Here is a 13,278-nt window from a genome sequence, read left to right as displayed (position 1 = left end):
GAAAAGAACTTCCTTGTGTCAGTTGGTGTTCGATGAGCTGAGGACGATGCGTGCGTCGAGTCCGAGGGCTTGCTTCGGAGTGACGAACAGTGGGTTGATCTCGAGTTCCGCGATCTCGGGGTGTGCGGTGGCCACGGCCGTGACGGCGGCGATGGCGTCCGCAGCCGCGTCGAAATTGATCGGGGGCCTGCCGCGAACCCCTCGGAGAAGAGCGGACGCCCGCAGGTTGTCGAGCAGGCCGTGTGCGGTCTCCGCATCGACGGGCGCCAGCGCGAACGCGACGTCGGCGAGGACCTCGGTGAAGATGCCGCCGAGACCCACCATCGCCACGGGACCGAACCGCGGGTCGGTCTGGACTCCCACGATGAGTTCGACCCCCTCACTCAGGTCCGCCATGCCCTCCACGCAGTAGGCGGGCGCCGCGAGCGAGTCGTCCATCCGCGTGAAAGCGTCGGCGAGTTGCTGCGCGGTTTCCAAGCCGAGTGCCACTCCGCCGGAGTCGGACTTGTGCAGCAGACCCATCGCCTTCAGAACCACGGGGTACCCCACGGTGTCGGCGGCTGCCACCGCCTCGGCGCAGGTCCGCACAAGTTGCGCTTCGGGGAATTCGACGCCCGCAGTGCGGAAGAGTTCGCGCGCATCCCAGTACGCGTCGCTGGTGACCGGCTCGGCCGGCTCGCTCGAGGGGCCCGCATGATGCTGCGGTGCAGCGGTTTCGGCGATGACTCCGAGCGCACCGGCGGCGTCCTCCACCGCCCGGAAGACCGGGACCCCGCCGTCGGCCAGGACGCGGGCCGCGGCGCTGTCGGGATGCATCGTGTGCACGACGACCGGCTTGCCGTGGGTGCGCGCCGTCTCCGCCATCGCACGGGCGGTGTCGATCTCCGATCGCGCGAGGTTCTCGCCGTAACTTCCGTAGCCGCCGAAGTATCCGGTAAGCAGGACGGAGTCGACGGCCGGACTCTGCAGGATGGTGTCGAGGACCGAGACGAACGAGGTGATGTCCTGTTCCCCGGCGCCGGCGAGGTCGACCGGGTTGGTCACCCCGGCGGACGGTGGCAACAGGGCGCGCAGTGCGCTGCTGATGTCGGCGGTGAACTCCGGTACCGCGAGACCGGCTGCCTCGACCACGTCGGACGCGACGCCTGCGTGCCCGCCGCCGTCCGCGATGACACCGACCCGGCGCACCTCCGCAGGTCCGTAGCCGAGGAGAGTGGCCGCCACGTCCGCGAGCTGCCGTGGACTCGACACCCGGTACACCCCCGCGGCCCGGCAGGCCGCGTCGATGACCGCGCTGTCGGACGTCAGCGATCCCGTGTGCGACTGCGCCCCGCGGATGGATGCCTCGCTGCCACCCACTGTCAGCAGCAGAACCGGCTTACCGGCCCGCGAAGCCTGGGCGGCGGCGTCGACGAACGCCCGCCCGTCACCGAAGTCCTCGCAGTACACGGCGATGAGATCGGTGTCGTCGTGCTCGACGCAGGAGCGGATGAGGTCGGCGGCGCCGAGGTCGGCCTGGTTCCCGAGCGAGGCGAACCGGGAGAACCCGTGTCCGCGGGACTCGAGGAACTGGCTGAGTTCGAGTGCCATGTTGCCGCTCTGGGAGAGCAGCGCGACCCGGCCGGCGGGAAGCGGGTTCGAGGCCAGCGTCAGCGCGGTGCTCGAATCCAGCACACCCAGGCAGTTCGGCCCGAGCAGGACGGCTCCGGCTGCCCGCACCCGCTCCACGACCCGATCCTGCACAGCCTTTCCGGCAGCGCCGAGTTCGGCGAAACCGGCGGTGACACCGACGATCGCGGTGGCGCCCGCAGCGAGGGCGTCGTCCACGGCCTCCTCGAAACCCTGTGCCGGAACGGTGATGACGACGAGATCGACTCGTTCGTCGAGTTCCGACAGGCTCCGGAGCGAGGGGTGTCCCAGGATGCGCTCGCCGCGCCGGTTGACGAGGTGGACCGACCGGTTGCCCTTCATGCGGAGCGCCTGGACGCTGATCCAGTTGCCGTACTTCGTCTCGTCGTTGCTGGCACCGAGGACGGCGACCGACCGGGGATCGAACAGGGCCGTGAGGTCGCGGTCGGCGATCGTGCTCATCGCGTCTCCTCGACCTTCGGAGCGGGATGACCCGTACCCCAGGCGTCGGCACCGCCGTCGATCACCAGCGTGGTCCCGGTGACGTAACCGCCTGCGGGCGAGGCGAGGAACGTGACGACTCCGGAAACATCCTCGGCCGTACCCAGACGTCCGAGCGGAACCGCGGACGTCCATTGCGCGCGGGCCTCTTCGGTGTAGTTGCCCTCCATGCCCTCCGTCGCGATGGTGCCGGGGGCGATGCAGATCGACCGAATTCCGTACCGGCTCCACTCCAGCGACAGTCCGGAAGCGAGGTTCTCGAGGGCCGCGCGGGCCGAGGTGGCATGGACCATCGATGCGATTCCGCGACGCGGCGAGAACGCCATGAAGAAGATGCAGCCCGACCGCTGCGGAATCATCGCGCGAACGGCTACCTCCCGGGTTACCGCCCAGGTGGCATCGACCGCGAGGCGGTGAACGGCGCGCCAACCCTTGCTCGTGATGTCCTCGGCCGGCGCCGCGAACTGGCCGCCGGCGTTGTTGACCAGGATGTCGATCCGGCCGAACGTGTCGAGGGCGCGGTCGACCAGATCGGTCACCTGCTGTTCTTCGCGAATGTCGGCGGGCACGGCGAGCACCCGGGCACCCAGCGACTCGATCTCGGCGGCGGTCTTCTCGAGGGGCTCGGACCGGCGGCCGCTGATGACGACGTCGGCTCCACACCTCGCCATGTCCAGTGCGATCGCGCGTCCGATCCCGGTGCCTCCACCGGTGATCAGTGCCACCCGCCCGCGATGGACGTCGGGGCGCAGCACCTGCCCGGCGCCTCCACCTGGGTTCTCACATTCCATCGAGCGTTCGCCTCTCGTCGCTGCCGTTCCGACCACGTGGGTCTGACTGATGCATCAGTTATACCGTGATGCAGCCCACATATGTCAAGAGTTTGCCGGAAACTGACTCGACGTCCGAATGCCCTCCCGGCTGATCTAGGCGCCTTGAACTGGTGTTATGTGTGAAAATATCCGGAGTCGCCCGTTTTCGATCGAGGTTTGGCGGGTCTGACTGATGCGTCAGTTTGAAGCGTATGATTTGATGGATCAGTCAGATGGCTATCGAAGGAGGGACAGTGACCGCTCAACTCACCGAGGACGCGCGCCGAACGGCGATACTCGATGCCGCGGCGCAGCTGATCGCCGAGCGCGGATACCACTCGGTCCGCATCTCCGACATCGCACAGGTCGTCGGCACCAGCACCGGGGCGGTGCACTACTACTTCCCCGGCAAGAGCGACGTCCTGACCGCGGCCCTCCGCCACGCCATCGACAACGCATTCGACCGGCAGAGCCGCGAACTCAAGGCGATCGACAACGCCCACGAGCGGCTGCTCCGCCTGATCGACATGCAGTTGCCCCGCGTCGGGCCGCTGCGCGACGAGTGGTCCATCTGGCTGCAGTTCTGGGCCGAGGCCACGCTTCGACCCGAACTCCGCCCGTTCCACAACACGTACTATGCGCGCTGGCACGAGACCGTCGTCAAGATCGTCCGGCGCGGACAACGCCAGGAGATCTTCCGCACCGACGTCGACCCGGAGACCATCGCGCAGCGGCTGACCGCGCTCACCGACGGGACCGCCATACAGGTACTCACCGGCGCACCGAACATGACCGTCGCCGCCATGAAAGAGGTTCTCGTGCAGTTCGTTCACGACGAACTCGTCGCGCCGCGGACATGGTGACCCGACCACTGCAGACCGCTCGGCAGCTTCGGCTCGATGGGCGATAGCACCACCGCACGGCGCCCGCGCGGCGGCAGTGCCGTTGCCTGGGGATGCGGCGCGGCCTCGGCGGTCGCGTACGGACTCACCCCGACGTTCGCCGCGATCGGCTACGCCGGTGGCGTGTCCCCGGCCGTCCTCGTCTGCCTCCGCAGCCTGGTCGGTGCCGCACTCCTGCTACTCCTGGCCTGGTCCACCGGACGATTGACGGGCGTGACCTGGAAGTCCGCCGTCGGACTGTGCTGCGTCTGCGGCCCGCTGTTCGGTATCCAGCTGCTGTGTTTCTTTGCCGCAGTGCGGGTTACCGGCGCTCAGATCGCGGTCGTGATCGTCCACATCTACCCACTCTTCGTGATGGCGCTGGTATGGGTGCTCACCCGGAACAGGATCCACCGCGGGCAGCTGGTGCTGGCCCTCGCCATGTCCGGCGGCATCGCCCTCGTCGCAGGCGCGGGCAGCTCCACCGTCGCCCTGAACGGGGCGATACTCGCCCTCCTCAGTGCGGCCGGGTACGCCCTGTATCTGGTGGTCGGGGAACGATGGGTACACCAGGTCAGCCCCGTCGCCGCGGGTGGACTGGCGTCACTCGGCGCCGGAATCGCCACCGGCACGATCGCCGTCGTCGACGGACAGTCCTGGACCTTCGCACCCAGCGGGTGGGGGTCCATCCTGTTCCAGGGGCTCCTGCTGATGCCCATCGGGATCGGCTGCTCCTTCATCGCGGTGCGAGCACTCGGTGCGGCCTCGGTCAGCCTCCTCGGACTGCTCGAACCGGTGGTCGGGGTGCTGGCCGCGCAGATCCTGCTGGGCGAGCAACTGTCCCCGGTGCAGTGGGCGGGGATGGCCGTCGTCCTGATCGCGTCCGCAGCGCTGCCGTGGATGCGGGAGAAGCGTCCCCGTCACGTCGATCGGCCGCCGGCCCTACACGGGGCCGAGAGCCGATAGCATTTACTGATCCGGAGCGAGACCCACTGCCCTCTGCATCGCCTCGAAAGCGTTGTCGGCGTCGGTGTTGGGTCCGACGATCAAGATGTCGAGCCGACGTCCGTCGGTACCGAAGACGTACATGATGTCGAGCGGCTGGTCCGGATCCGGCCCGGACACCTGAATTCCGTCGCGGCGATCGATGCCACGTTGCGAGATGCTCAGTGAGTTCCAGTCGAAGGCGACGCGTTCGGTCGTTCCGACTCGCTCCGTCAGCGCGCTGATCAGGTCGTGCAATTCGGTGGTGAGGTTGGTGGTTCGAGGCCACCACGCTCCGTCGACGCCTTCCGACACCTCGCCGCGAGCGCGCAGGAGCAGTCTCGGAGTCCGGGTGGGAGCGTCGAAAGGCTGCTCACCGTCGGGCGTCGGCTGAGACAGTCCCAGCCCACGGCCGGAGTGCGTGATGTTTTCGTCGTGCGTCATCGTCCACGTCCCTTCGCGCTCGAGGTGCTGTCGAGGCCGCCCCTGATGCCCGACATCAGCAGCTCGTCGGCGGTCAGGGCACTGTTGGGATTGGCCGCCGTGTGCATCGTCGAGTCGGCATAGCCGGCGTCGGCCCCGGGGGGCACCACCAGAAGCGTCAGCCTCGTCCGCTTCAGACCGCTGACGTACAGGGTGTTGAGCGGCTGGTAGTCGTAGCCGTCGAGATGCACCGATCGCCCCGCGACCGTGATCCGGCGCGGAGCAGGAAGCCAGGCCTTGATGTCGTACACGACCCGATCGACGATACCCACTCGAATCGACACCAGCGCAACCAGATCCGGAATCTCCACGGCGAGGTCGCGGGACCGGGGCCACCAGGCACCGTCCACTGTGCCCGCACCGGGCGCTTCGGGCTTCAACCGTAGTCGCGGCGACTGACCCGGGCCGCCACGCGTATGGGCACCGTGAAGACGACCGGGAAAGTTGCGATCCTGTTGTAGCGTCATGACGACGCTCCCGCCTCGACCGCGGGCGGTCGATATCTCTGTCGGCGGCGACGCGATCTTGGGCGTTCGCGTGCGAAGTGCCGCCGATACCCTCACCCTACGCGCAGGGGTTACGACGATCGGCTACGCCGACCACTCGATCAACGGCGGACGGACCGCAGCACACAGTGGATTCCCCCGGGCATCGGTGAGCCCGAGTCGCGCCGTGATGCGACCGGCCGCCGACGCCGCTTCCGCAGTCGCCGGATCCACCGCGTCCCACATCAACTTCGCCCGGCGGAACATGTCGAATCCGCCGTCGGCGTCGACCGTCCCCCACGACAGGTAGACGAATCGCGCCCCCGGACGGCCCTGCACGTACGGTCCGGTGATGTCGAGACCCGTCGGCGTCGGGGTGGTCTTGCAGTCGAGAACCCAGCGCGCGGTGGTCGTGTCCCCCGGATGCAGACCGAGCAGATCTCCGGGTGCACCCCGGCGTTGGACGGCCACGTGAATGTTGTCGTAGCCGGGGAAATTCGCCCCCGGCGGACACAACGATCCGGGAAGGTCGGTTGCCTCGATCACGAGTTGCACCCATGTATCAAACCACCCGTGAGTACTTATTAACCGCCCGTCGTTAATAAGTACTCACGGGCGCGGAGCGCTTGCGCCGGGCATGAATCCGGACCCGTGGTGGTACACGGGGTCCATCGTGGCCACGAGCAGCCGTCCCGCGGTGGTCTCGTCGATGAAGAGGATCGAGCCGTCGCGCTTCCCGTCCTCGGTGTGCAGATCGACCAGGCTCACCGCGCCGTCCGGCGGCTCCAGGACGCCGTGGTAGTGCCAGATCACCGCGCGTTCGAAGAGGTAGTTCCACGCCGGATGGTCGGGGGAGCGCAGGCGAAGTCGGTGATCTTCGCCGGTGCGCCACCACCAGAAGACGGTCGGGAGGCGGTCCTCGCGGACACCGGGCAGCCAGTCCCCGCAGTTGGTCTCGCCGAAGACAGCCATCACAGCTTTGAGAACGGTCATACGACGATCTTGCCGTGAGTACTTGTTAACCACGGGCGGTTAATAAGTACTCACGGGCGCGTCAGCGCACTATGTTGACCATCTTGCCGGGGACGACGATCACCTTGCGGGGCTCCTGGCCGTCGAGGAGCGCCACGATCTTCTCGTCGGCCAGCGCGATCTTCTCGATCTCCTCGCGCGGGGCATCGGCGGCGACGGTCACGCGGCTGCGGACCTTGCCGTTGACCTGGATCGGATACTCGACGGTGTCTTCCACCAGCCACTTCTCCTCCGCCACCGGGAAGGGGCCGTGGGCCAGGGACTTCTCGTGCCCGAGCCGCGACCACAGCTCCTCCGCGAGGTGCGGGGCCAGCGGTGCCAACATCAGCACCAGCGGCTCCACCACCGAGCGGGGCGCACCGCCGGGGCACGCCTTGGTGAGATGATTGGTGTACTCGATCAGCTTGGCCGCGGCCGTGTTGTCGCGCAGGGCCGTGTAGTCCTCGCCGACACCGGCGATCGCCTTGTTCAGCGCACGCAGCGTGTCCTCCGTCGGGGCGTCGTCGGTGACGCGCAGTGCACCGGACTCCTCGTCGACCACCACACGCCAGGCGCGCTGCAGGAACCGCTGCGCACCGACGACGTCCTTCGTCGCCCACGGACGGGACGTGTCCAGCGGGCCCATCGACATCTCGTACACGCGGAGCGTGTCGGCGCCGTACTCCTCGCAGATCTCGTCCGGCGAGACGGAGTTCTTGAGGCTCTTGCCCATCTTCCCGTACTCGCGGTTGACCTCGGCGCCCTGGTAGAAGAACTTGCCGTCCTTCTCCTCCACCTCGTCGGCAGGCACGTACACGCCGCGCGCATCGGTGTACGCGTACGCCTGGATGTAGCCCTGGTTGTACAGGCGGCGGTACGGCTCGCTCGAGCTGACGTAGCCGAGGTCGAACAGCACCTTGTGCCAGAACCGCGAGTACAGCAGGTGCAGCACCGCATGCTCGACACCACCGACGTACAGGTCGACGCCGCCGGGATCGTTGGGTCCGTGAATCTCCGGACGCGGACCCGTCCAGTACCGCTCGTTCTCCTTGTCGCAGAACACGTCCGGGTTGGTGGGGTCGATGTACCGCAGCTGGTACCACGAGCTGCCCGCCCACTGCGGCATCACGTTGGTGTCGCGGCGGTACGTCTGCAGTCCGTCACCGAGATCGAGCTCGACGTTGACCCAGTCGACGGCCTTGGCCAGCGGGGGAGAGGGCTCCGAGGACGCGTCGTCGGGGTCGAACGACACGGGTGCGTAGTCCTCGACCTCCGGGAGCTCCACCGGCAGAGATGATTCCGGCAGGCCATGGGCGTTGCCCTCGGCGTCGTACACGATCGGGAACGGCTCGCCCCAGTACCGCTGGCGCGCGAACAGCCAGTCGCGCAGCTTGTACTGGATGGTGCCCTTGCCGGTGCCGTCCGCTTCCAGACGCTCGGTGATCGCCTTCTTCGCGTCGGCGACGCTCATCCCGTTCAGGAAATCGGAGTTCACGATGGTGCCGTCGCCGGTGTACGCGTCCTTGGTGAGGTCGCCGCCGGAGATCACCTCGACGATGTCGAGACCGAACTCGGTCGCGAACTCGTAGTCACGGTGGTCGTGACCCGGGACGGCCATGATGGCGCCCGTGCCGTACCCGGTGAGGACGTAGTCGGCGATGAACACCGGCAACTCGAGCCCGTTCACCGGATTCACGGCGTAGGTGCCGAGGAAGACACCCGTCTTCTCCTTGTATTCCTGACGCTCGAGATCCGACTTGGCCGCGATCGACTTCCGATATGCCGCAACCGCTTCGGCGGGAGTTGCGGCACCGCCGGTCCAGCGCGCATCCACACCCTCGGGCCATTCGGCCGCGACGAGTTCGTCCACCAGTTCGTGCTCCGGCGCCAGCGTCACGTACGTCGCGCCGAACAGCGTGTCCGGCCGCGTCGTGAACACCTCGATCTCATGAGCAGCAGATTCACCCTCGCTTCGCTCGACCGCTGCCCGGAACTGCACCTGCGCACCGTGCGAGCGCCCGATCCAGTTGCGCTGCATGGTCTTGACCTTCTCGGGCCAGTCCAGGTACTCCAGGTCGTCCACCAGGCGGTCCGAGTACGCGGTGATGCGCATCATCCACTGCTGCAGGTGCTTACGGAACACGGGGAAATTGCCGCGGTCGCTGCGACCGTCGGCGGTGACCTCTTCGTTCGCAAGCACGGTGCCCAGACCGGGGCACCAGTTGACCATCGAATCGGAGTGGTAGACGAGGCGGTAGGAGTCGAGGACGGCCTCCCTCTCGGACACGGACAGCGACGCCCAGTCCCGTCCGTCCTCCAACGACCGCTCACCCGACACGAACTCGGCCTCGAGCTCCGAGATACGCCGGGCCTTGCCCGCCTCCTTGTCGAACCACGCATCGTGGATCTGCAGGAAGATCCACTGCGTCCAGTGGTAGAAGTCGGTGTCGGTGGTCGCGAACGTCCGGCGTTCGTCGTGGCCGAGCCCGAGGCGGCGCAGCTGCCGCTTCATGTTGCCGATGTTGGCCTCGGTGGTGGTCCGCGGGTGCGTGCCCGTCTGCACCGCGTACTGCTCGGCGGGCAGACCGAACGCATCGTAGCCGAGGGTGTGCAGCACGTTGTGGCCCTGCATGCGGTGATAGCGGGCGAACACGTCGGTGGCGATGTAGCCGAGCGGGTGGCCGACGTGCAGACCCGTCCCCGACGGGTACGGGAACATGTCCTGCACGAACAACTTGTCCGCCGGAACGTCGCCGGCGAGGGGACCGACCGGGTTGGGCGCGTTGAACGTGCCCTCCTCGCTCCACCGGTCCTGCCAGCGCTGCTCGATCTGGCCGGCGAGCTCCGCGGTGTAGCGGTGCTGCGGGGTCGCGTCGGACGGGTTGGCGGGCTGCACGTGCTCGGTCACTGTGGTCGCTATCTACTTGGCTGACATTCTGAATTAGGGGGATACCGTCAACCAGGGTAGAGCCTCACCCCACCCGGGCTCACCTGCGCGTCCGGGTCCGCCGTATCCTGGTCTCGTGTTGATTGCCTCCGTCGTGCTGTTCGTGCTCGCCGTCGCTGTCTCCGGTGTCGCCGTTGCAGGCCTCGCCGAGCGCCTCCCGCGCAACCGGTGGGCGGGTGTCCGTACCCCCGAGACGATGCGCGACGATCAGACGTTTGCGCTGGCCAACAAGGTCGCAGGGCCCACCCTGCTCGCCGCGGCCGGCCTCCTCGTCATCGGCGGAATCGCCGGAATCCTGATCGGCGGAGTCTTCGGAATCGGCGCCGTCCTCGTCAGCGTCGTGGCTGCCGCTCTCACCGCGGCGACGGGCGGATCGCTCGGTGCCCGTGCCGCCGCGGCGGTGCCCGCTGCCGACACCGGCGGGTGCGGCAGTTCCTGCGGTGCGTGCTCGTTGAAGGGCGCCTGCCAGCCGTCCTGACCGGCTGGCGACGGCCCGTCCGGTGAAGTCCTCGCGCGTCGTCGACCCCGCAGGCGCGGTCTTCGGTCTCCTGCTGCCGGTGGTCGCCGCCTTGTCCGGGGTGATCCTGACGAAGGTCTGGGAACCGCGACTTCCGGCGGAGATCGCAACCCACTGGACCACGACTTCACCCGACGGCTTCGCCACCCCGATGTCCAGCGCCTGGACGTTTGCCCTGGTGACGGTCCTGTTCGGTGGCGGATGTGCCGCGATCGCCGCCCTGGCCCAGGCGATGCTGATGATGCGCCGCACGATGCTCGTCGTCGGACTGTCCGTGGTCGGTCTGATCCTGACGGTGCAGGTGGTGATGCTCTACGTCCAACTCGACGTCACCGACGCCTCGGACACCGAGCTTCCGTTGTGGTCGCTCGGCCTCGGCGTCGTGATCGGCGCGGTTATCGGCCTGCTCGGCGCCGCCCTGCTGCGCGACTACCGACCCCGGGTCTCCGCCACCAGTCCGCCCGACCCCCGGTTGCCGCGCGCCGACGATCCGGCGACGGTCGCGGACACGGTCGGTTTCGGCACCGTCGGCTCGCTGGTGCTGGTCCTGCTGCTCGGTGTCGCACCTGCTCTCGCGGTCTGCCAGCTCGTCGACGGGTGGTGGCCGCTCGCGGTGTTCGTTCCGGTCGGGCTGCTGATCGTGAGCCTGCTCCGCTTCCGGGTGATCGTCGATCGGTCCGGCATCCGGGTGGTGAACATGGGCATGACCGCCCTGCGGTACGGCGTCGACGAGATCGAGGGCGCCCGCGTCGACGTGATCAAGCCGTTCGACGACTTCGGCGGCTGGGGACTCAAGGTGAAGGGCCGACGGAACTACGGCGTCGTGACGAGAACTGGTCCCGCCGTGATCGTCACGACCGCGTGCGGCGACCGGCTGACCGTCACCAGCGCACGGGCCGAGGAAATGGCCGGTGCGCTCAACACGTTCGCCGACAGGCGGCTCCGCCGCCCGTGAGTGGCCCGGGAGTGCAGGGATTCGCTAACCACTCACGGACGGGAGGCCTGGTGCACCGCATCGAGCACGCGATCGAGGTAGCCGAGTGCGGCCCGGACCGCGGCGTCCTCGTCGCGGGCGGCGATCGCGTCGACGACGGCACGATGGTCGTCGGTCGTCAGCGACGGGGGGTGGACGCCCTCGGTGAAGTCGTAGGTGGCCCGGGTGGGTTCGAGGATCCCGGCGAACAGGTCGGACAGCACCGGATTGTGCGCGGCCTCCACGACCCCGAGGTGGAACGCGAGGTCGGCGTCCGCGAACCGGGACGGCTGATCCGTCGTCCGCTGCCGCTCGTCGAGTAGCGCGGACAGGGATCGCAGGTCGTCGTCGGTGCGGCGACCGCACGCCAGCCGGACGGCCTCCGTCTCGAGCGCCCGCCGGACCTCGAAGACGTTCAGCATCTCGGCGACCGCAACCTGCCGCCCGAGCAGCCCGCCGATGTCGGTGCGTGCCCGCACGAACGTCCCGGACCCCCGCCGGATCTCGAGGATGCCCGTCGACGTCAGCGTCTTGATGGCCTCGCGGACGGTGTTGCGGCCGACCCCGAGCAGCGTCATCAGCTCGGGTTCCGTCGGGATGCGCTCGCCCACCTTCCAGTCGCCCTGGGCGATCCGACCACGCATCCAGTCCAGGGACTGCTGATACGCGGACTCGCGCCGAACCACTGTCATGTACTCATCCTCACACCTCACCGGCTCGCGCCTCACGACCGGCCCGCCTAAACTACGTAGGACGTCCTATGTATTCGGACAGCCCGAGGAGGCGACCCCACACGTCCACGTCAACCGCTCACGCCGACACCGTCCCGACCTCCACCGCCCGCACCACCAGCCGCCACTTCCACGGCCTGAACTATCTCCTCGTCGTGCTGCTCCTCGGCGCCAACATCCCCACGGCGCTGTATTCGCTCTACCGCCACGAGTTCGGATTCACCCCGCTGGTCCAGACGCTGATCTTCGCCGTCTACGTCGCCGGACTGCTTCCCTCGCTGCTGTTCTTCGGCCCGCTGTCCGACGCATTGGGACGCCGTTTCGTGTTGCTGGCCGCCATCTCCTTCAGCCTGCTGGGCGCCGTGGTCCTCGCGTTTGCCGATTCGACCATCTGGCTGTTCTTCGGCCGAATCGCCCAGGGCATCGCCGTCGGTGCGTGTTCGGCCGCTGGGTCCGCCGCCCTCATCGAGCACGAACCGGCCCGAAACCTCCGCCGCGCTGGTCTTGCCGCCACCCTCACCACCGCGCTCGGAGCCTCGCTGGGCCCACTGTTCGGCGGGGCCGTCGCGCAGTACCTGCCGCACGCCCTGGTCCTGCCGTACGTGCTGTTCGCGCTGGCGCTCCTGCCTGCGCTGATCATGGTTCTGCTGCTCCCCGCACCCACCGCCGGGCAGTCACGACCCACCCAGCTGTTCCAGGTCCCGCACGTCCCCGCCCCCATCCGTCAGGTGTTCTGGCTGTCCTCCCTCGGCGTCGCGCTGGCGTGGGGCGCCGTCGGCCTGTTCCAGTCGGTGGTCCCGACGTGGATCATCGGCCTGCTCGGCGTGAGCAACCTCGTGGTCGCCGGCGGTGCCGCCGCACTGGTCATGATCTGCTCGGTGACAGCGCAACTCGTGGCCAACCGGCTCGGAACCGTACTCTGCAGAACCCTGGGCATCGGCGCCGTCGGCGCAGGCATGATCGGATTGCTCGTCGTCGACTTCGTGCCGTCCCTCGCCCTGCTGTGCGTCGTGACGGTCATCGTTGGTGTGGGACACGGACTCTCGTTCGCCGGAGCGATGCGCGCCGTGGGTGCCGCCGCCGCGGAGCACGCCCCCGACGCCCAGGGCGGGACTCTCGCCGCGTTCTTCACCGTCGGCTACGTCGGTCTCGCCGTGCCGTCCATCTGCGCGGGCATCGCCATCACCGTGCAGGGCATGCACGTTGCCATCATCGAACTCGCGATCATCGGCGCCGTCCTGTGCGGTGTCCTCGCGGTGCTGAGCGTCCGCACGAAGGGTGGGGACCGGGCCGAGGCAGCCAGTACTGTGGCATGAGGACGTGA

General features: G+C 68.1%; 13 protein-coding genes. 5 read left to right on the top strand and 8 right to left on the bottom strand.

The features are described 5' to 3' along the window. Window positions 1–18 precede the first annotated feature (18 nt). Window positions 19–2,091, bottom strand: a complete 2,073-nt coding sequence (locus ACFVJ3_RS18255; protein ID WP_378453352.1) for an acetate--CoA ligase family protein — start codon at window positions 2,089–2,091, stop codon at window positions 19–21. Then, a complete protein-coding gene (locus tag ACFVJ3_RS18250) occupies window positions 2,088–2,921 on the bottom strand; it encodes an SDR family NAD(P)-dependent oxidoreductase (RefSeq protein WP_378453351.1) in 834 nt (277 codons plus the stop codon). Before ACFVJ3_RS18250 ends, ACFVJ3_RS18255 begins: the two co-directional genes overlap by 4 nt. Window positions 2,922–3,175: 254 nt before the next feature. On the opposite strand from ACFVJ3_RS18250, the gene ACFVJ3_RS18245 reads away from it, so the two are divergent. Together ACFVJ3_RS18245 and ACFVJ3_RS18240 are read left to right on the top strand one after the other, a co-directional pair. Beyond that, on the top strand, window positions 3,176–3,805 hold the full coding sequence (locus tag ACFVJ3_RS18245; RefSeq protein ID WP_378453350.1) for a TetR/AcrR family transcriptional regulator: 630 nt from the start codon (window positions 3,176–3,178) through the stop codon (window positions 3,803–3,805). Between the two features lie 36 nt (window positions 3,806–3,841). Next, complete coding sequence (locus tag ACFVJ3_RS18240) at window positions 3,842–4,789, top strand: DMT family transporter (protein WP_378453349.1); 948 nt, start codon at window positions 3,842–3,844, stop codon at window positions 4,787–4,789. 3 nt (window positions 4,790–4,792) lie between these two features. Here ACFVJ3_RS18240 and ACFVJ3_RS18235 read toward each other — a convergent pair whose 3' ends face one another. From ACFVJ3_RS18235 to leuS, 5 genes are all read right to left on the bottom strand, one after another. After that, window positions 4,793–5,251: a DUF5994 family protein gene (locus ACFVJ3_RS18235; protein WP_378453348.1), complete on the bottom strand. Its 459-nt coding sequence runs from the start codon at window positions 5,249–5,251 to the stop codon at window positions 4,793–4,795. After that, window positions 5,248–5,757, bottom strand: coding sequence for a DUF5994 family protein (locus ACFVJ3_RS18230; protein WP_378453347.1), 510 nt, complete (start codon window positions 5,755–5,757; stop codon window positions 5,248–5,250). Before ACFVJ3_RS18230 ends, ACFVJ3_RS18235 begins: the two co-directional genes overlap by 4 nt. Window positions 5,758–5,880: 123 nt before the next feature. Beyond that, complete coding sequence (locus ACFVJ3_RS18225) at window positions 5,881–6,330, bottom strand: DUF5990 family protein (RefSeq protein ID WP_378453346.1); 450 nt, start codon at window positions 6,328–6,330, stop codon at window positions 5,881–5,883. Between the two features lie 54 nt (window positions 6,331–6,384). Continuing rightward, entirely contained in the window at window positions 6,385–6,768 is a 384-nt protein-coding gene (locus tag ACFVJ3_RS18220) for a hypothetical protein (RefSeq protein ID WP_378453345.1), read from the bottom strand. Window positions 6,769–6,829: 61 nt separating this feature from the next. After that, entirely contained in the window at window positions 6,830–9,694 is a 2,865-nt protein-coding gene (gene leuS / locus ACFVJ3_RS18215; RefSeq protein WP_378453344.1) for a leucine--tRNA ligase, read from the bottom strand. A gap of 115 nt (window positions 9,695–9,809) precedes the next feature. Here leuS and ACFVJ3_RS18210 point away from each other — a divergent pair, with 115 nt between their 5' ends. Together ACFVJ3_RS18210 and ACFVJ3_RS18205 are read left to right on the top strand one after the other, a co-directional pair. Next, complete coding sequence (locus ACFVJ3_RS18210) at window positions 9,810–10,211, top strand: SdpI family protein (RefSeq protein WP_005249154.1); 402 nt, start codon at window positions 9,810–9,812, stop codon at window positions 10,209–10,211. A gap of 22 nt (window positions 10,212–10,233) precedes the next feature. Beyond that, window positions 10,234–11,205 (top strand): DUF1648 domain-containing protein, encoded by a 972-nt coding sequence (locus ACFVJ3_RS18205; RefSeq protein WP_378453343.1) that lies wholly within the window; start codon window positions 10,234–10,236, stop codon window positions 11,203–11,205. Window positions 11,206–11,237: 32 nt separating this feature from the next. Here the strand turns inward: ACFVJ3_RS18205 and ACFVJ3_RS18200 are convergent, their stop codons facing one another. Then, entirely contained in the window at window positions 11,238–11,915 is a 678-nt protein-coding gene (locus ACFVJ3_RS18200) for a FadR/GntR family transcriptional regulator (RefSeq protein WP_378453342.1), read from the bottom strand. A gap of 68 nt (window positions 11,916–11,983) precedes the next feature. On the opposite strand from ACFVJ3_RS18200, the gene ACFVJ3_RS18195 reads away from it, so the two are divergent. Further along, window positions 11,984–13,270, top strand: coding sequence for an MFS transporter (locus ACFVJ3_RS18195; RefSeq protein ID WP_378453341.1), 1,287 nt, complete (start codon window positions 11,984–11,986; stop codon window positions 13,268–13,270). Window positions 13,271–13,278: the final 8 nt, after the last annotated feature.

Source organism: Rhodococcus sp. NPDC127593 (assembly GCF_042671975.1).
Taxonomy (GTDB): domain Bacteria; phylum Actinomycetota; class Actinomycetes; order Mycobacteriales; family Mycobacteriaceae; genus Rhodococcus_F.
The sequence above is the reverse complement of the archived record's forward strand: the minus strand, read 5'-3'. Positions and strand labels throughout refer to the sequence as shown.